We start from the raw sequence: 19,044 nt of genomic DNA, 5'->3' as shown, positions 1-19,044 counted from the left end.
AACAGCATATAAAAAATGATGCATGATTCCACAAACTGCCCGTGAGCTGCCAACACAACCCAGGGCTGAAAATCCGGAAGACGCGGGGAGGTCAGAAAGGACACACGCCCCGGCCAACAAATCCATTTTGAAAAATCCTCAGATCATCATTTCTTCCTTTGAATGAAACCTCTTGATCAAATCATAAGTAAGGCACATCGGCTTTTTAGTTCTCGGGTCCAGTCCGATCTCAACATCAATGTTAAAGACACTCCTGATAACCTCCGAAGTCATCACCTCTTGCGCAGTCCCTTCCTTTATGATCCGACCCTTTTTCATGGCCACGAGATGATCAGCGAAACGGGCTGCCTGATTCAGATCATGGATCACCATCACAATGGTGCGTTTTTCTTTTTCATTCAAATATTTCAGCAACTCCAGGATCTCCAGCTGATGTGACAAATCAAGATAGGTTGTTGGTTCATCCAGAAGAATAATCTCCGTTTCCTGAGCCAATGCCACAGCGATCCAAACTCTTTGCCTCTGCCCTCCCGAAAGGGCATCGACTTGCCTGTCCCTGAAGTCGGCAATACCTGTGACCTGAAGCGCCCAATCAATTACCTCCCGGTCTGTATCCTTCAGCCTCCCCATCCCCTTTTGATACGGAAACCTGCCGTAGGAAACCAATTCCGCAACCGTAATTCCCTCCGGTGCAACAAGGGTCTGAGGCAAGATGGCCATTTTTTGCGCAATCTTCTTTGTCGATTGCTTCATCATTTCTTTCCCGTCCAGAAATACAGCACCCGACCGCGGAGAGAGGATTCGGGCCATCGCCTTCAGCAGGGTTGATTTCCCGCAACCATTCGGTCCGATGATCGCGGTAATTTTCTGATCAGGGATGTTCAGGTTTAACGTTTTGACGATCTCCTCATCGCCATAGGCTATGCTTAAATTCTCAGTATAAAGCCTGGACATCGGTTAGCCTCCCGTTTCTCTTTCCCGAACAATCGAAGAGACAGCGGCCCACTCTGCGTTCATATCCGGGCCCTTTCCTTCGCCAGCACTGAATTGATATCGATTCTCAATTTCATCTGTATTTTATTTAAAACACGGGATTATGTCAATTACTGAGAAAAGGTTATTCGCCTTCCCACTGCACCTGTACGGTATTGCAAGCTCGGGAAAAAGAAACGCAAGGCTGATTCGAGTCCCCTCAAAAAGCACCAAATATCGGGCAACGCCTCTTCATCCTCTTTTTTCCCGAATTATCCGGCTTTTTCAAACAGGAGATCCTTCATCTGTTCAAACACCATTTGAGCATCCGGTCCGGAAATGAGCAAGGTCACCTGACTGTTGACCAAACCGGTGGCCAATATGCACATGCCGAGCAAACTTCTTCCGTTGATCGTGGTATGCTGTGATTGGATTAAAATGACACTGTCAAATTGATCAATCTTCTGCACAAATTGAATCATTTTTTCCAACGGAATGCGGGATGGAATTTTGCACTGGAAGCGAAGTTCTTTCATGTAAGTCATCCCCTTTAAAAAGATTCGCAAAATGAAAAAGGAGACGCATAAAAACCGTCAGCAACAAGGCGGGCAAGTTGATCCCATCGCTGCCCATGGCCCTTCGAGCCCCCCTTCCAAGTATTTCATACTTCCACCTGCATCCGCCACAATTACGCGACATTTTATGACAAGATTTCTCCCGACTCCCTCAAATTTTACGTAAGATAATCTGACAACCATTTAGAAAAATGTCAAAAAAGCTGCTAAAATCATGACATAAAGGGGGCGGATACCGTGTCATTAAAAGACCGAAAAGTGATCAATATCGGAACCGTCAGTGAATTAACCGGGTTATCCATCCGGCAAATCCGTTACTATGAGGAACGACAGCTGATTTTTCCGGAGAGAACCAAAGGCGGCACACGTAAATACTCCTTTTCCGACGTCGAAAAATTAATGGATATCGCAAATAAAATGGAAGACGGCTGGCAATCTCATGAGATCAGAAAAATGGAAGAAAAAAAGTTAAAAGATCCCAAACTCCGGCACAAAATGATCGAGGGACAGCTAAATGCCGCCTTTGGCATGAAAAACTACAATTACTCCAAGTGAAGGCCTGCTTCATAGGCCCGAACATTCCCGCAGCGGCAGGGATGCCTCAAGCAATCCCTTCGTCCGCTTTCCGTTTGAATAGAAAATCCCCCAGGACCATCTGCGCCTGGGGGCTCCTTTTTCTTTGATTCAGAACAGTTTCATGATCTGGCTGAGGATGAGACCGACCACGCCGAAATCGGCATCGCCAAATGTGGTTCCCTGAAAGCCGAGTTCCCCGAGAGCCGGAAGCAACAGGGCAGGCAAAAAGCTGATAATAAGACCATTGGCAAAGGCGCCGAAAATCGCCCCGCGGCGTCCGCCCGTCGCATTGCCGAACACACCAGCAGTCGCTCCGGTAAAGAAATGGGGCACCAACCCCGGCACGATCACTTTCAGTCCAACCAGCGGCAAGAGGAACATGCTGATCAGTCCGGCCACAAAGCTGGATAAAAATCCGATGATCACCGCATTGGGCGCAAACGGGAACACCGTCGGACAATCAAGGGCAGGCTTGGCATCCGGCACCAGTTTGTCGGCAATCCCCTTGAACGCCGGGACAATCTCCGCGATGAGCATCCGCACCCCGGCCAGAACCACATAAACACCAGCGGCAAACGTAATCGCCTGAATAATGGAATAGACGAGATAATTTTGTCCTCCGGAAAGCTCTTTTTGAATATAAGCAGGCCCGGCAAAGAGGGCGACAATCAGAAACAAAATCGTCATCGTCAAGGATACGGCAACAGAGGTATCCCGCAAAAAGCTGAGCTGTTTGGGCACTTTGATCGATTCGGTGGACTTCTCTTTGTTACCCGTCAGTTGCCCCACCAGACCGGCGACAAAATAGCCAAAAGAACCGAAATGGCCGATTGCAAAATCATCCGTGCCCGTAATTTTCCGCACATAAGGATGAAGGATCGCCGGGGAAACCACCATCAAAATCCCCAGGATCACGGACCCGACGGTGACCAGTAAAGCTCCGTGCAAGCCCCCGGTGGATAAAATGACGGCAAGCAAGCAGGCCATGAACAAGGTGTGATGCCCGGTCAGGAATACGAATTTCAAGCGCGTAAAACGGGCGAGAATGAGGTTGACCACCATCCCGAACACCATGATCAAAGCGGTGGAGGTGCCGAATGTGCTTTGCGCCACAGCCACAATCGCCTCGTTGTTGGGAATCACGCCCGAGATGGAAAATCCGCGGTTCAGCATCTTTCCAAAAACATCGAGGGAGCCGATAATCACATTGGCACCGGCACCGATCAGAATAAACCCGAGAACGGTCTTCAGCGTTCCCGAAATGATTTGCGCCAGCCCTTTCTTCTGCAGGAGCAGGCCGATCAGAGCAAAAATCCCTACCAGAATTGAAGGGGTTCCCAGGATATCAACGATCACTTGCAAAAACTTCATTTTCATCCCCAACTTCCTTTATTTGGATCGGACAGCTCTACTCATAGGTGCGAGGCGAGCTTCTCTTTGATCTCCTCGAGATTCATCACATTTTCCAACGCCACAATCGTGCGCGTGCCGTCGTCCAACTGGGAGATGATGTCCTGCGCCCCAAGATAGATATCCGCCTTTTCGGTGCGGGCGGTCGCCAAATCGGTGTGCTCCACCTCCGCCTCCTTACCCAGTTCACCCAACGCCTTCTTCACGTTTAATTCCATAATAAAGCTGCTGCCAAGTCCATTACCGCATACGACCAAGATTCTCATCTTTGCATATCCCCTTTTGAGTAATGATTGATCATATTCATCACTTCTTCCGTCGTCTCCGCCTGAATGAGGCGTTCAATTTCCTCTTCTTTTGCCAGCAGCTCCGACAGCTGGGCCAGTGCCAGCAAATGCGATTCATTGTCGGCAGCGGCCAGCACAAAGATCAAATGAACGGCTTTATTTTGCGGAAAAAGAACCGCTTCTCTCAACCGCAAAAAACTCATCGACAACTGGTTTACCCCATGTTCGGGACGAGCGTGCGGAATCGCCACTTTGGGCGCAAGCACCACATACGGCCCCAACTGGTTAATCGACTCAATCATGGCTGTCACATAACGCTCTTCAATCGAACCGCTGTCGATGAGAGGCTTAGCCGCCAGGCGGATCGCCTCTTTCCAATCAGCTGCCCGCGTGCGCAACTGAATGGTCTGTTCTGTGATTAACTCGTTCAACATCGGTTTCTTACTCTCCTTTTTAAATGGAGGAGTGAAATGGTTTGGCGCAAAAAGCGAGGCCAACGCTTTGGACAAACCGGCCCGGTCATGGATATCGGCATACTGCTCTATCACATCCATAACCTTAACCAATTGCTCCCGGTTTGCAGGAAAGCCATAAATTTCTCTCGATACTTCGCTACGCAACCGGGCCTTCTCTTCCCAGCTCAAAATCGGTTTCACAATAAACAACTTGCAATCGGTTCGCAAATAGACGGTGGAAAAAACGATGTCACACTTGATTCGTCCGGAAAAAAACTGCCTTACAGTCAGGACATCGAGAAACAGAATATCCGGAAAGAGTTCACGCAGCACATGCGTCAGCAAATTGGAAATAGCAATACCGTTGGGACACACCACCACCGCTTTGGGCCTGCTGGTCAGTTCAAGCCCCTGTCGCCTCAGCCATCCGCCAAAATGCATGGTAAAATAAGCCATTTCTCCTTCGGGAACGGGCTTGCCCACCCGGTTTTGAAAAGGAATCACGCATTTTTTCACCAAATAGTGCAATGCTTCGTTTTCGCGCAAAATCACATCAAGCAGGGGATTTTGCATTTCGAGATCGTATTTGATCCGGTAATAAGCCGAATACAGATGCATCGCGATCAGCGAAGCCAGGTGATCTTTCTCGGCCAGACTGATACATGCGATACGTTCAAATTCCCCGACCATGGCTGCGGCGATCTCTTGCATCGGTTTTTCCTTTTGGGAAAAAACATTGGTCACGAGCAATTGGAGGGCGATATAGGCTTGTTCGGTTCGGAAGGCTTCTTCCGACAGCCCGTCCGGTGCCAATTCACCGAGAAGATGCCGGCTCACCCGGTATTCTTCAGTCCGGGCAATTTCCTCCCATTCCGCCTCATCCCAGCAGATCAGGCATTTCCGTTCCAGCCGCTTCCCCAAAAACTGAAGCATATAGGTGAGTTGCAGCAAATGCTCATCCGTATAGCGAACTTGCAGATCGCGTTCCACTCTCTCCAAACAGGATCGCACACCGGAATACGGAACTTCCCGGTCTTGCTCCAACACTTTTGTCAGCAAAACTTCTCCATTTTTTTGCTCCAATGCATGCAAAACCAGCCATCGCATCAGTTTGCGCTGCTGCCACTCCGGTCCGGTCAGAAGGTAGCCCTCCATCCTTGAATAGATCAGATCGACACCCGCCTGAGCGGCGATCCGTTTTGCTTCTTTGATATCGGACAAAGCCGTGTTGCGGCTCACTTGCAGAAAACTGCTGGCATGAATCAGCGACCAAGTTTCCTTGGTGGTGAGAAGCGACAACAGGATCAACCGGGCTCTCTCCCTGCTTGACCAAACATACTCTTCTCTCTGAACCGGTGAAAGCATGCTTTGCACTTTTTCCTTCAACACCGGTGGAAACACGAATCCCTCCCGGCGTCGGTATTCGATTTCCGGCAGCTTTTCACAGGTCAGCCAGGCATTGATCTTGTCCAGAGCATAAGCGAGTTGTCTGCGCGACAGACGAAGATTCTGTTGCAATTGATTCCATGAACTGTCCGGTCTCGTCACGATCTCCTGAAGCAGTTTCAGGCAGCGTTCATCCAGTAGCATGACCCATCCCCTTCTTTCCTTTAGTATAAACAGAGAATTTTCGTTTTTGTAACCGTTTCCATCACAAATATTGTAAATCGCTTTGTACAAATGTGGGATGATCGACAAAAAAAGACACCGCAGACTGAAGCAAGCGGTGTCTTTTCTTTACCCTTTGAGCGATCCGGCCAACAAACCGCGGATAAAGTATTTGCCGAGAAAAATATAAACGAGCAGCGTCGGGAGCGCGGCCATCAGCGCCCCGGCCATCTGGATATTCCACTGGACGATCTGGCTTCCGGAAAGATTTTGCAACGCCACCATGATCGGCTGCTGTGAAGTGTTGGTGATGGTGATCGCAAACAGGAATTCGTTCCAAATCTGCGTAAATTGCCAGATGCCGACAACCACGAATCCGGAAATGGACAACGGGAGAATGATCCGCCGGTAAATGCCCCAAATGCCGTTTCCGTCAAGTTGGGCCGCTTCGACCACCTCCCTTGGGATGTTGGCATAGAAATTGCGAAAAATAAGCGTCGTGATGGGGATGCCGTATACGACATGGACAAGGATCAATCCCGGAATGGTATTGTAAAGCTGGATTTTCTGCAAAAATTGGATCAAGGGGATCAAAATGCTTTGATAAGGAATAAACATTCCGAACAAGATGAGCGCAAACAGCGTGTTGGAACCGGTAAACTGCCATTTGGACAGGATATATCCGTTGAGCGATCCGAGCAGTGCCGACAAGATCGTGGCCGGAATGACCAGGTAAAGCGTGTTGAGCAAATGGGGCTCCAATTTTTCAAACGCGATCCCGTAACTGGTCAGGTCGATTCTCGAGGGCAGTTCCCACATCTGAGCCAGCGTCGCTTCACTGACCGGCTTGAGACTGGTCGTCACCATCACATAGACAGGCAGCAGAAAAAAGACTGAGAGCAAAATGAGAATACCGTTGCTGAAAAATGGGGCGATGCGGTTTCGGATCACAAGCTCTCCTCCTTCCGAAAGGTAAGAACCAGATAGGGAATAATCAGAAGGGAAACGAGAACCAGCATGATTACGGCGATCGCCGCTCCTTGCGCATAATGACTTCCTTTGAATGTCGTCTCCACCATATATAGCCCGGGCATGTCAGTGACAAAGGCGGCACCGGGTCCCGTCATGGCATAAACCAGATCGAAAATTTTCAGGGATATGTGCCCCAGAATAATGATGGCACTGAATGTGATTGGTTTTAAAGCCGGTAACAGGATATAGCGGAAAACCTGCCATTCCGTTGCTCCGTCCACTCGCGCAGCCTCTTTCAGTTCATCAGAAATCGAGCGCAATCCAGATAAAAACATCGCCATGGTAAACCCGGACAATTGCCAGGCCGCCGCAATAATGACTGCGATCAGCGCCAGGGGCAGACCGACATGAAGCTGGCCGAGATGCAGATCGGGGACCACTTTTGTCTGCACGTACCAAAGCGGCGGATCATCGACGCCCAACTGTTTCAAAATCAGGTTGATGCCGGTGCTGGGGTTGAAAATCCATTGCCATACAACCCCTGTCACGATAAAAGACAAGGCCATCGGAAACAGAAAGATATTGCGAAACAGGGTTTCCCCTTTTCGCTTGCGATCAAGCAATACCGCCAAAAACAGGCCCAGGCAAATGCAGACGGCCATAAACAAAAGGGTAAACACAACCGTATTCCGCAGATCAGACTGAAAGCGAAAATCGGCAAACAGAAAGCGGTAATTGGCTAAGCCGGCAAAACTGAGATCCTTGAGGAACGTATTCCATTTCGTAAGGGAAATATAACCGGTCCACGCGATAAATCCATAGACAAAGACAAAAATCGCGATCAGCGAAGGGAGCACAAACAAAAAGGAAATCCATTTCTCCCTGTGCCGCCCTTTCTTCACTGTCGAAACCGTTTGTGCTTCGGCCAAAGCGATCGCCTCCTTTGAAAAAGATCAGGCGGCAGAACCAACTGCCACCTGAAACGATCTTGTTATTTTGTCGCCAGATTTGCCGTTGCATCTTGTTTCATCATCTGGATCGCCTGATCGACATTCCCTTGGGTGACAAATGTATTGATGATTTGGTTAAACTGCGTCACAAAGCCTTCCGGAGCGGCCGAACCGTGGGCGAGACTCGGAACCAGAGTGGACGAGCGAAAATCCTGCATTGTTTGTTTTCCGTAGACATCATACTTGCCCGGGTCCGCATCCAGCCGGGCGGGAATCGATCCTTTCAGCGGATTAAAGGCATCCTGCCCTTCAACCGAACCCAGCACGGCCAAAAATTTCCTTGTCGCCTCGGGATGTTTGATCCCTTTGGGCAATCCAAACGTGTCCGTTATAACGACGAACGTTTTATCCGTACCCGGGAACGGAGCCCAGGCGAAATCCTGGTTTGGCTTCAATTTCAGGTCATTCGTCAGGTAGCCTTTGGCCCAATCCCCCATCACATTCATCGCTGCTTCGCCTTTGCCCACCAATTGCGTGGCATCCTGCCAGTTTCTGGCCGCATGATCCTGATTGGTATACGAAAGCATCTTTTTAAAGGTAACGAGGGAATCTTTTACACGCGGGTCATCAAAAGATACCTGCCCTTTCCACAACTTGTCGTAATCGTCAGGCCCCAGTTTCCCCAGCAGAATATTTTCAAAAAGCTGCGTTGCTGTCCACGGTTCCTTATCCCCGAGAGAAAGCGGAGTCACTCCCTTGGATTTCAGCGTATCCGCCACCTTGAAGAACTCATCAAACGTCGCCGGCGGTTTCAGACCGTATTGGTCAAAGATCTTCTTGTTGTACCAGAGGACATTTCCCCGGTGAATATCGACCGGAACCGAATAAATCTTTCCGTCTTTGCTCACCAGATCAATCAACGCCTTGGGGAATTTGTCCTTCCAACCTTGCTCTGCATAAAAATCGTTAAGCGGTTCCATTTTGTCCGCTGCCACCCAGCTGTCGTTCAGCTCAGCACCGCCGTGAACCTGGAAAGTATCTGGCGGGTCGTTTCCCTGCATCCGCGTCGCCAGCACGGTTTTGGCATTGGTTCCCGCCCCTCCGGCGACCGCGGCATTAATGACCTCAATTTCGGGATTCTTCTTTTTGAAAAGGGCGATCAGTGCCTTCAAACCGTCTTCTTCACCGGCTCCTGTCCACCAACTGAAGATTTCCACCTGATTTTTATTGGCGGCATTGGATCCCGAAGAAGCCGAATCGGAACTGCATCCCGTCATGAGAACGAGCAACATGCCTGCCATCAGACAAGAGAACAAGGCGCGACCATTTAATTTCAAGCCCAAGCCCCCCTCTGGATCCAGAGTTGTATTAACATACTGAAACTAAATAAAATTAAGAAACCATCTGCTATTTGTAGTATAGCAATGAAAAGACCGTTTGAATAGACTAATATTTCAGATTAAAATATTTTGTCCTGTTCTTCATTTTTAATGTGTAACCGGATGAAATCATTTTTCCCGGTCTCCCCCCCATATCGGGTCGTGCGTTCTCCGATCGCAACTCATCAATACTCTTATGTGTTATTCACAAAAAATCAATCATTTATTAACTAAATATTGACATAAAGTTAAATAAAGTTATATAATTAATTTGTTAGTTAGTGCTCACTAACATCCAGGCTTTGTCAAGGAGGATGTTACAAACACCGATGACGACGACGGAAGAGAAAATCCTGACAGCGGCCATTGAGCTGATGGCGGAAAAAGGCTATCAAGCGGTCACCACCAAAGAAATTGCCAAGGCAGCAAATGTCAGTGAAATGACATTGTTCCGTCATTTCGGCTCCAAAATGAACCTCTTGGAGGCGGCCGTTGAGCGCTTTTCCATTATCGTGCCCCTTTGGCAAACGGTGGAGAAACAGATCTCCTGGAATCTCGAAGCCGATCTTCTTCTGATCGCACAACTGTACCAGTCACTCATCAGGCAAAACAAAAAGGCATTTACCGTCTTGTACAAAGAAAGCAAACATTTTCCCCATCTCAAGGAAAAAGTGATGTATAAAAACCCCGTTAGCCTGAAAAATCATCTCGTTGAATATTTCCGGGAAATGCAAGCGCGCGGACAAATGATCGACGTCAACCCGGAAGTGCCCGCGGTCGGGTTTCTCTATATGAATTTGAACGCTGTTTTGGGAATCAATGATCTACTCAGCCAACTGGATGAAAGTGAGTTCATCTTGCAGGCCGTGCGCATTTTCGCCCGTGGCCTGAAAGCTTAGGGACCTGAACGTAAACCACAGAGAGAAAAAAGGGGAGATGTGTTGATGTTCACCATCCCGTTTGAAACTGCACTCCAATATGAGGGCGCAACAGGGGCAAAAGCGAAAAACCTGTCCATCCTGGCAAACCACCAGTTGCCGGTTCCCGATGGTTTCGTGGTCACTGCAGAGGCACTTTCGCGTACGCTCGCCGCCAACCGAATCAGCCTGGATGATGCGCAGGGTCTGTCAGAGAAGCTGACGACAGCCGTGATTCCCGATGAAGTAAAAGAGGAGATCAAAGCCCGGTTTGAGCATTTGCGGAAATCGTTTGCCGCAGTGGCCGTGCGTTCCTCTTCCGCGGCAGAGGATCTGGAAGATGCCTCATTTGCCGGACAGTACGAAACCTTTCTCAATGTAACGGCATTTGAAGACCTACTGAACAAATTGCGGCATTGCTGGGCATCCATGTTTTCAGAACAGGTTCTTTCCTATCTGAAGAAAATGAACATCTCCCTCTCCGATCTGGCGATGGGCGTCGTGGTACAGGGTCTGGTGTATTCTGATGTCTCCGGTGTCATCTTCACAGCCAATCCCATCAGCAAGAATCCGCATGAAGTGGTGATCAACGCCAGCTACGGTCTGGGTGAGGCGATCGTGTCCGGAATGGCGACCCCCGATCAGTTCGTGATCGATAAAAAAAGCGGCAACCTGAAAAAAGAGCCGGGGTTGAAAGAAGTGAAAATTCTCGCCGGCCCCTCAGGAACCCGGACGGTGGAGACAACGGAAACGGAACGGCAGCAGTTTTGCCTGACCGATGCCCAAGTGCGGTCACTGGCTGACATCGCCCGGAGGGTGGAAGAAATTTATCAGCTCCCGGTCGATTTGGAATTTGGCATCGAACAGGGCAAGATTTACCTGCTCCAGGCCCGGCCGATCACCACGGCCATCTCCGATTTCCAATGGTCGATTCTGCTGAACGAAGAGGACAAAAAAGATCAGTTCTGGTTTTATGATGAAACCCACTTTGATGGCCCAAAAAGCCCGCTTTTCACTTCTTTCATGGTTCCCGCCTTTGTCCACGGATTTCATGCCGGCTTTAGCAAGTTTAAGTTTCCGGTCGGCAAAAGCCGCATCAAATCGCATCTGAGTCACATCTACATGTCGATTGAACCGTTCCGCGGCAACATAAAAGAACGTTTGGCTCAACATCAGGAAATCGTCCGTCCGTTGCTCCCCAATGTCAAACAGTATCTGGCTGACCGGGTCAATCAGGTACTGATGCCGATTTACCGTCAATTGGATCAGGACAGCCACAGAGAGCTGGAACTGGATGAAGCACGGGAAAAAGTGGCCGATCTGTTCCGCTTTTACCAAAAAGCCTGGGAAGTGCACTTTGAAGTGGTCGCACCACCCTCAGCCGTAAACAGGATGTTGGAGAACCTTTATCAACAATTGACCGGGAAAAAGGATCCCATTTTCCTTCAAGAATTACTGGTTGGTGTCATGAACAAATCGCTGGAAACCGACCGGGAGCTTTGGAAACTGGCAGAGCAGGCAAAACAGGATCCAGAAGTGTTGGCAGCTTTGCAGGAAGAGACAGCAGACCGGGTTACGGAACGACTCGCCAGAAGCGATGCCGGCCAACGCTTTTTGCGCGAACTGCAACGGATGCTGGAAACATACGGATACCGCAAAGACAATACCCATGAATTCCTGGGGAAAACCTGGATTGAAGACCTGTCACTCCCACTGAGCCGTATTCAAACCTATTTGCAAAACGGATATCATTTTGCAGATGAGCATGCCCGGATCGTGAAGTCACGCACTCAAAAATACGAAGCATTTCTCGACTCTTTGCCGGAGAGCGAGCTGAAAAGCCGGTTTATGGAGGTCTACCAATGGGCGCTGGACGCGGCGACGATCCGCGATGACCACCACTTTTACATCGATGCCATGCTCTCCGCCAAATCACGCCTGTTCCTGCTGAACGTGGGCAATACCCTCACCAGGCACGGAGTGATAAACGAAAAAGAAGATATTTTCTTCCTCTACTATGATGAATTGCTGAAATTAATGGAAAAACCGCAGGATTCTTCCGGATTGATTGCAGAGCGCAAAGCGGAATTTGCAAGGAACCAAAATCGGATCATTCCGACCCATTTCGGCAAACCTTCGCCTGAATTGTTGTCCAATCCGCAAATTGCCCAAGTCCATGGTTTGCGCAATGTGGAAGAAAAAGATGAAGACCGGGAACTCAAAGGGTTTGCCGCATCTCCGGGCACTTTTACCGGCAAGGTGAGGGTGATCCGCAGTGAAGCAGAGTTTGGCAGACTGAAAAAAGGGGAAATCCTTGTCTGCAAAACGACAACGCCGACATGGACCATCCTCTTTACGGTGGCGGCGGCTGTTGTCACCGATGCAGGGGGCATCCTCTCCCATTCGGGAATCATTGCCCGTGAATACAACCTGCCTGCTGTCGTCGGTACCCGGAACGCGACCTCAAAGCTGAAAGACGGCGATACGGTCACCGTTGATGGAAGCAGCGGGACGGTGACGATCCATGACTAAGGGCAAGGAACTCCTTTTAATTGTATCGTTGTTGGTGGGGACGATTTTGGTCCCCATCAATTCCACCATGATCGCCGTCGGTTTGTCGGCCATCTCCGCCTTTTTTCATGAGAGTTTAACCTCCATCTCCTGGGTGGTCACCATTTACCTGATCGTTATGGCCGTGACCCAGCCGATCGCCGGGAAGCTGGGTGATCTCTACGGTAACCGCCGCATCTACATGTGGGGACTCGCCCTGTTGTTCTTCGGTTCCATCGCCTGTGCCTTTTCGTTCAACCTGCCCTGGCTGATCGCTTTCCGATCGATTCAGGCAATCGGTGGCGCACTGGCCACTCCAAATGCCAGCGCCATCATTCGCCATGCCGTATCCAAAGAGCGCATGGCCAAAGTGTTCGGGCTGTTTGGAATGGGCATGGGGCTGGGGGCGGCGATCGGACCGTTGCTGGGTTCCACCCTGATCAGCTTGTGGGGGTGGAAGTCGATTTTCTGGGTCAATGTGCCTTTTCTCATCTTCGCCATCGCCACCACATGGTTCGTTCTGCCGAAAAGCGAGGTGCGCAAAAAAGCAGAACTCGACTGGCCCGGTTCCCTTTATCTGGCCGTCAGTTTTGCCATGTTGATTTTGCTGACTCATCCGCAAACGGTTCCGGGCTATATCGTGCTGGGGGTTCTGTTCGCCATCTTCGCCGCTTTATTCGTATATCGGGAGCTGCATGCCCCCTATCCTTTGATTCAGTTTTCACTGTTTAAAGACAGCACGTTCACCAGTGCCAATCTTTCCATTTTGCTCAGCAATTTTGTGATGTACGCCACTTTATTGGCCATGCCCCTCATTCTGGAATCCCACTACCACCTCTCAACCCAGAAGGTGGGACTGGTCATGTTTGTTTTCTCCATTTCCATGTCTGCCGCGGGATGGATCGGCGGACAGCTGACAGCCCGGTGGGGGAACCGCAAGATGATCGCACTGACCTTTGCAATCTCCGTGTTTGCCAGCGCGCTTTATTGGTTCCTTCATCTATCAACGTCAATCCCTTATCTCCTCTTCGCCTTGATCGCGGGGGGATTGGCCGGCGGACTCGGCAACTCCGCCATGCAGACGGCATCTCTGCAATCGGTGAGCAAAGAATTGTCGGGGACGGCCTCAGGCATTTTTTCCACGTTCCGTTATTTTGGCAGTATGATATCATCGACTCTGGTCAGTCTGTTGGTGGGCCAAGCATCATTGTTCGTCATTTTGCTGGCAGTATCGGCAGCAGGGATTTTCATTTCCAGAGGCATCAAGTTGGAATGGGAATCCAAACCGGCAACCCGGCTGGAGGCAAAATAACGGGAATTTCCCTGAATTACACTTAAGAAAGGGTGAAGCAGGTTGCCTGACTTTCGTCAATCATCAACAAGGCAGAAAACGCTGCTTCGCCCCACCACACGCGATAATTGAAAAAAACAAACTTTCACGGAAAGGAGCAAAAGATGGAAGCTGTAGCCAAACAATTGGAACCCGCAAAAAAAGAGCATAAAAAACTGCCCTTTGCCAACATGGTAAAGCGGATTATCTTGATTTTGGCAGGCGCTGCTCTTGTCTCTGTCGGATTGGAAATTTTTCTGGTGCCCAACCACGTCATTGACGGCGGGATTACCGGCATCTCGATTATTCTGTCACACCTCACCGGACTTAATTTGGGTGTTTTGCTCTTCACTCTCAATCTTCCGTTTTTCTTTCTCGGCTATAAACAAATCGGAAAAACGTTTGCCATTTCCACGTTAATCGGCGTCGTCGCAATGTCAGTCGGAACCAACCTGCTTCATCCCGTTCCCGGACTGACCAAAGATCCGTTGCTGGCCGCGGTATTCGGAGGAATCATCCTCGGAGCCGGTGTGGGCATGGTGATCCGCTATGGCGGCTCTTTGGACGGGACGGAAATTCTGGCTATTTTATTCAACAAGCGAATTCCACTGTCTGTCGGCCAAACAGTGATGTTCTTCAACCTGTTCATTCTCGGGAGCGCCGGATTCGTCTTCGGGTGGGACCGGGCGATGTACTCCTTGATGGCTTATTTTATCGCCTTCAAAACGATTGACATTACCATTGAAGGCTTTAATGAAACCAAATCGGTCTGGATTATCAGCGACTATCCGGAAGAGCTGGGAAAAGTGATTTTATACCGGCTGGGGAGGGGGGTCACTTATTTGAGCGGCGAGGGAGCCTATACAGGCGATGCGAAAAAAGTGATCTTCTGTGTGATCTCCCGTCTGGAAGAGGCGAAACTGAAATCGATTGTGGAAGAAATTGATCCCCAGGCATTCCTGGCGATCGGCAATATCCACGACATCCAGGGCGGTCGCTTCAAGAAACGGGATATTCACTGAGGTTACCGCCATCGCCTCTTCTTCCCGGGGGCTCTGCATCCATTTGCATGCCGGACATTCTCTGATCTCCAAGGAGTTGATTTCCCATGAAACGATCCGCTTATCTCGAACGGATCGGGATCAAAGCCGTAAAACATCCTGACCGGGCATTCCTGTCGCTTCTTCAGGAGAATCATCTGCTACACGTTCCCTTTGAAAACCTGGACATCCCGCTGAACCGACCCATTCGCATATCTTTGCCCGCTTTTTACAAAAAGATCGTGGAACAACGTCGCGGCGGTTTTTGCTATGAACTGAACGGCTTGTTTGACTGGCTGCTGCGGGAGTGCGGATTTGTCACCTCACGGATCTCTGCGCGCGTGCGGAATCCGGACGGTTCTTATGGCCGGGAATTCGATCATTTGACTCTGCTGGTTCATCTGGATCAGCCCTATTTAGTCGATGTCGGCTTCGGGAACAGCTGCCGGCTTCCGCTCCCGCTCACTGGTGAGGAAGTGGAAGACATCAGCGGCCGGTACCGCATCATTCCCGACCAAATCCGGGATCACTATCTCCTGCAAAGACAGGAGAATGGCGATTGGTCCACACAGTTCCGGTTTACGACCCAGTCGTATGAGCTGGACGCATTCACCGAGATGTGCGAATACCATCAAACTTCGCCCTCTTCCAATTTCACACAGAGAGCGATGTGCACCATTGCCACCAGGGACGGACGAATCACCCTCACTTCCAACTTTTTGACGATCACCCGGAACGGACAGCAACAAAAGTTTCCCATCTCGTCCCGGCAACAGTTTGATGAAGAGCTCCTGCGTTATTTCGGCATCCGGGTATGAGTCTCATATCTGACCACATACCCGGATCATGATCGATTTCCTTCCCGGCGCAACTCTTCCCTGACTTCCATCAAAATCTGCCCGAGCATATTTTTGCCGCTTCCGTCTGCTCCGCAACCCCAATAATAATCAACGGGTGAATTTTCCACAATCTCCCGGTTGCCGGTGGAGAGCAAAATCGCCCGAATGTCATGATGGCTTTTAAACTTTTGCAACACCGCTTTTCGCATCACTTCATCTTTCACCAATTCCCAATCTTGGCGCAGGGGCAGACGGCGATCCCGGCCCATGGTCACAGCGTCCTTCGGGCTTTTTATCAGGCGAATCTTCTCTTCATAGGGGGTTCCCGCAAACTTTTGCGCTTGAAAATAATGTTCACTGGTGGGCCACCATTTTCCGTCCAGCATGAAACCATGCGCCGAAAAATTGGAGAAACAACCATATGGTTCATTCACTCTATAAAAATAAATGGTCACCGAGGTTCACCTTCCTGCCCGTAAATATTCCCAATCAATAAAAATCTAGAATTATATCATAACATAATTTTTTAAATAGATATACACTTCCATCTCCTCTTTCCCATCGCCTGTCAACCAAAAAACACCCCCTTCAATCAGTTTTCCAGGGCGTGTCCGGTGAATGACGATCCGTCCGAATTCATCGGCTCTGCTGTCCAAATATGACTTATCCTCCTCCGGTTCAACTACGCTCAAAAAGGGACGGACTTCTCCTCTGGGGTGTTATCTTAAACCTTATGAATCACGCAATCATAAATTATGGTAAATCCACTCGAAAGGGGAGAGAAAATGGCTACTTTTTATGAAGCACTGATACACAAAAACAGACTTGCCCCCATGATCATGAAACGGCCCGAAGTAATAGGAATCGGAATAGGATACGCCAATCCGAAGGTTCCCTCCCAAGGTGCTTGTCTCAATCTATATACCTGCAAAAACTTATCCGCCTCCATTCACTCTTCGTTGCAATCAGCAATAATGAAAGCGATCAGAAAAAATTCCGCCGTGCCTGTGCGAATCATTCAAAGAGGACGCTGCACCACACATCATCCACGATTTCGCAAATCATCCGCCCTCCCGAGTTGGCAAAGCCGCCTTCGTCCCGTGCCCGGGGGAGCCAGTATTGGCAATGCCGATGGGACAGGGACAGCCGGAGTGATAGTATCCGCGTTTTCCAAATACCCCCAACTGTATATTTTGAGTAATAATCATGTTCTCACTCACTACAATACCAATCAGTTCAGTGAAACGATTCAGCCGGGACCTTCCGATGGCGGGAAGCTCATAAGGGATCGGATCGGACGAGCATTTTTATATGTTCCTTTCAATCGAAACGGGGTAAATTATATCGATGCTGCCCTCTCCATTCCGGATCGCAATGATCTCCTGGACCCCAGATACCTTTCGGGAGAATCAGGTCAGCGAATGGCATTGCCGGGCCATCTGATCAGTTATAAAGTGGGGGAACGCTTTAAAAAAACAGGGAGAACGTCGGGGATGGTCAGGGGAATCGTTGAGTCGATCCATACCGATATCAAAGTGCTCTACTATCTGCCTGAGGAAACCACATTTTATTACCGCAACCAAACGATTGTTACCGGGAGCAAACCCAGCGCTCTTCCGGGTGATTCCGGTTCTGTCTGGCTGCGGGATCGGGACAACTTTGCTGCCGCGGTCCTTTTGGCCGGAACGGACGATGGAATCATGTCCGTCAATTACCCAATTCACTGGGCTGTCCAGGCTTTAAAAATCAGAATCGCCCGTCCTTCAGGCCTGGGGAAAGCAACAAGCCCCCCTCCCAATCATAACTTTGCCTACGTTCAACCTCTCAACCCCGTGGAATTGGAGCAGATTCGTGTGCTGAAAGTAAAAGATCGGGGCATTCCATCGTCTCTACCAATCCGGAGAGCCTAAAAAAATAGAATTGGTTTTTGGCACAAACTATCATCCTCTTTTCTTCATATCATAGAGTGTAAATTTCAAAAGGAGTGATGAGATGTTGAAAAAATTATCCGCAGAAAGCAAAGCTGTTCCGAAGAGAAAATTGAGAGCGGCACAAGGGACGGTTGCGAATCCGACGGGTGTCTACACCTCTGATGACGGCGGCCGTTATTATGTCCGGCAAATCGGGAACACCATTTGGTGGGCTGGACTGGGGAACGGAGGAACTGGAGATAACTTTACGAATGTCTTTCGCGGAACCCGAACCGGAAACGTCGTCAGCGGAACCTGGGTCGATGTTCCGCGGGGAACAAACACCGGGTCTGGTACCTTAAGTTTCCAAATCAGCTTGGATCCGACTACACAGAGAGTCACCTTTACCAGAAGATCTGCAACGGGCGGATTCGGCGCAACCTTCTGGCAATTTGACATTCCGCAGGGATTAAGACGACCGGCAAGAAGAAGAGTCAAAAGAAAAAGATAAACGGCTTTCTCAGAAAGATGCCCGTGTACTGCGGGCATCTTTTCCGTTTTCAAGCAAGACTTCCACACCAGGAAATCAGCAGAGTTATTCATTTATTCGTTCATATTTGTGCCAAAAAACAGAAATGGTCGTTTGGTACAAACCATCATTCTCTTTTTTCATACGATAAATTGACTTTGAAAAAAGGGAGTGATTCCATGTCCACAAGCAGTTTGATTGCCGGAAACAAACTGATTCCCAAGAAAAAAGTGAGAGCAGCACAAGGGACCATCTCCAATCCGACGGGTGTGTACGATTGTGATGATGGCGGCCGTTATTATGTCCGGCAAATCGGGAACACCATTTGGTGGACTGGACTGGGAAATGCCGGAGATGGGGATAACTTTACGAATGTGTTTCGCGGAATCCGAAGCGGCAACGTCGTAAGAGGAACCTGGGTCGATGTCCCACGGGGGGTGACCAGAGGGTCCGGCAACTTAAGTTTCCAAATCAGTGTGGATCCCACCACGCAGAGAGTCACCTTTACCAGAAGATCGGCAACGGGCGGATTCGGCGGCACTTTTTGGCAGTTTGACATTCCGCGGGGATTGCGAAAACCGGCGAGAAAAGGGGTCAAGAAGAAAAAATAACCGGCAGAAAAAAGCAAGACCCGTCATCAAACGGGTCTGGAGATTGATGACAAACCCCACCCTTTTCTTCGGAAAAGGAATGGGGTTTTGTATATTTCTAGGATATATACAGATAAAGTAAACCTGATGTGACC

At 49.5% G+C, this 19,044-nt stretch carries 19 protein-coding genes; 9 read left to right on the top strand and 10 right to left on the bottom strand.

Features of this window, described 5'->3' with window-relative positions:
• Positions 1-138: 138 nt before the first annotated feature.
• Both I8U17_RS10050 and I8U17_RS10045 read right to left on the bottom strand, forming a co-directional pair.
• Entirely contained in the window at positions 139-954 is an 816-nt protein-coding gene (locus I8U17_RS10050; protein ID WP_198056165.1) for an ABC transporter ATP-binding protein, read from the bottom strand.
• Positions 955-1,244: 290 nt separating this feature from the next.
• Positions 1,245-1,508 carry an HPr family phosphocarrier protein gene (locus tag I8U17_RS10045; protein WP_033101234.1) on the bottom strand — a complete coding sequence of 88 codons (264 nt, stop codon included), beginning with the start codon at positions 1,506-1,508 and terminating at the stop codon, positions 1,245-1,247.
• Positions 1,509-1,784: 276 nt separating this feature from the next.
• On the opposite strand from I8U17_RS10045, the gene I8U17_RS10040 reads away from it, so the two are divergent.
• The gene (locus I8U17_RS10040; protein WP_033101233.1) at positions 1,785-2,102 is read left to right on the top strand and encodes a MerR family transcriptional regulator; all 318 of its coding nucleotides are present in this window, start codon (positions 1,785-1,787) and stop codon (positions 2,100-2,102) included.
• A gap of 129 nt (positions 2,103-2,231) precedes the next feature.
• Here the strand turns inward: I8U17_RS10040 and I8U17_RS10035 are convergent, their stop codons facing one another.
• From I8U17_RS10035 to I8U17_RS10010, 6 genes are all read right to left on the bottom strand, one after another.
• Positions 2,232-3,494: a PTS ascorbate transporter subunit IIC gene (locus tag I8U17_RS10035; RefSeq protein WP_198056189.1), complete on the bottom strand. Its 1,263-nt coding sequence runs from the start codon at positions 3,492-3,494 to the stop codon at positions 2,232-2,234.
• Positions 3,495-3,535: 41 nt separating this feature from the next.
• Positions 3,536-3,799, bottom strand: a complete 264-nt coding sequence (locus tag I8U17_RS10030) for a PTS sugar transporter subunit IIB (RefSeq protein WP_033101232.1) — start codon at positions 3,797-3,799, stop codon at positions 3,536-3,538.
• Positions 3,796-5,865, bottom strand: a complete 2,070-nt coding sequence (locus I8U17_RS10025) for a BglG family transcription antiterminator (protein WP_198059349.1) — start codon at positions 5,863-5,865, stop codon at positions 3,796-3,798. Before I8U17_RS10025 ends, I8U17_RS10030 begins: the two co-directional genes overlap by 4 nt.
• Positions 5,866-6,012: 147 nt before the next feature.
• Positions 6,013-6,834: a carbohydrate ABC transporter permease gene (locus I8U17_RS10020; RefSeq protein WP_052154241.1), complete on the bottom strand. Its 822-nt coding sequence runs from the start codon at positions 6,832-6,834 to the stop codon at positions 6,013-6,015.
• Positions 6,831-7,784, bottom strand: a complete 954-nt coding sequence (locus tag I8U17_RS10015; protein ID WP_232331016.1) for a carbohydrate ABC transporter permease — start codon at positions 7,782-7,784, stop codon at positions 6,831-6,833. The genes I8U17_RS10020 and I8U17_RS10015 overlap by 4 nt, the downstream gene beginning before the upstream one ends.
• Positions 7,785-7,846: 62 nt before the next feature.
• Complete coding sequence (locus tag I8U17_RS10010) at positions 7,847-9,082, bottom strand: ABC transporter substrate-binding protein (protein ID WP_232331023.1); 1,236 nt, start codon at positions 9,080-9,082, stop codon at positions 7,847-7,849.
• 416 nt (positions 9,083-9,498) lie between these two features.
• Here I8U17_RS10010 and I8U17_RS10005 point away from each other — a divergent pair, with 416 nt between their 5' ends.
• The 5 genes from I8U17_RS10005 to I8U17_RS09985 all read left to right on the top strand — a co-directional run bounded on the left by I8U17_RS10005 (position 9,499) and on the right by I8U17_RS09985 (position 15,839).
• Positions 9,499-10,083: a TetR/AcrR family transcriptional regulator gene (locus I8U17_RS10005; RefSeq protein WP_198056168.1), complete on the top strand. Its 585-nt coding sequence runs from the start codon at positions 9,499-9,501 to the stop codon at positions 10,081-10,083.
• A 45-nt stretch (positions 10,084-10,128) separates the two neighbouring features.
• Complete coding sequence (locus I8U17_RS10000; protein WP_198059348.1) at positions 10,129-12,633, top strand: PEP/pyruvate-binding domain-containing protein; 2,505 nt, start codon at positions 10,129-10,131, stop codon at positions 12,631-12,633.
• Positions 12,626-13,963 (top strand): MFS transporter, encoded by a 1,338-nt coding sequence (locus I8U17_RS09995; RefSeq protein WP_033101227.1) that lies wholly within the window; start codon positions 12,626-12,628, stop codon positions 13,961-13,963. Before I8U17_RS10000 ends, I8U17_RS09995 begins: the two co-directional genes overlap by 8 nt.
• 143 nt (positions 13,964-14,106) lie before the next feature.
• On the top strand, positions 14,107-15,003 hold the full coding sequence (locus tag I8U17_RS09990; RefSeq protein WP_033101226.1) for a YitT family protein: 897 nt from the start codon (positions 14,107-14,109) through the stop codon (positions 15,001-15,003).
• Positions 15,004-15,089: 86 nt separating this feature from the next.
• Positions 15,090-15,839, top strand: coding sequence for an arylamine N-acetyltransferase family protein (locus I8U17_RS09985; RefSeq protein ID WP_033101225.1), 750 nt, complete (start codon positions 15,090-15,092; stop codon positions 15,837-15,839).
• Positions 15,840-15,865: 26 nt separating this feature from the next.
• Here the strand turns inward: I8U17_RS09985 and I8U17_RS09980 are convergent, their stop codons facing one another.
• Both I8U17_RS09980 and I8U17_RS09975 read right to left on the bottom strand, forming a co-directional pair.
• Positions 15,866-16,315: a riboflavin biosynthesis intermediates N-glycosidase gene (locus tag I8U17_RS09980; RefSeq protein ID WP_198059347.1), complete on the bottom strand. Its 450-nt coding sequence runs from the start codon at positions 16,313-16,315 to the stop codon at positions 15,866-15,868.
• Positions 16,316-16,366: 51 nt separating this feature from the next.
• On the bottom strand, positions 16,367-16,552 hold the full coding sequence (locus I8U17_RS09975) for a hypothetical protein (protein ID WP_152568559.1): 186 nt from the start codon (positions 16,550-16,552) through the stop codon (positions 16,367-16,369).
• Between the two features lie 93 nt (positions 16,553-16,645).
• Here I8U17_RS09975 and I8U17_RS09970 point away from each other — a divergent pair, with 93 nt between their 5' ends.
• From I8U17_RS09970 to I8U17_RS09960, 3 genes are all read left to right on the top strand, one after another.
• On the top strand, positions 16,646-17,770 hold the full coding sequence (locus I8U17_RS09970; protein WP_198059346.1) for a hypothetical protein: 1,125 nt from the start codon (positions 16,646-16,648) through the stop codon (positions 17,768-17,770).
• Between the two features lie 85 nt (positions 17,771-17,855).
• On the top strand, positions 17,856-18,281 hold the full coding sequence (locus I8U17_RS09965) for a hypothetical protein (RefSeq protein ID WP_152568558.1): 426 nt from the start codon (positions 17,856-17,858) through the stop codon (positions 18,279-18,281).
• Between the two features lie 197 nt (positions 18,282-18,478).
• Positions 18,479-18,910 (top strand): hypothetical protein, encoded by a 432-nt coding sequence (locus tag I8U17_RS09960; RefSeq protein WP_152568557.1) that lies wholly within the window; start codon positions 18,479-18,481, stop codon positions 18,908-18,910.
• Positions 18,911-19,044: the final 134 nt, after the last annotated feature.

Origin of the sequence: Thermoactinomyces sp. CICC 10521 (assembly GCF_016055135.1) — a bacterium.
GTDB lineage: Bacteria > Bacillota > Bacilli > Thermoactinomycetales > Thermoactinomycetaceae > Thermoactinomyces_A > Thermoactinomyces_A daqus.
This window is presented reverse-complemented; position numbering and strand designations above follow the sequence as displayed.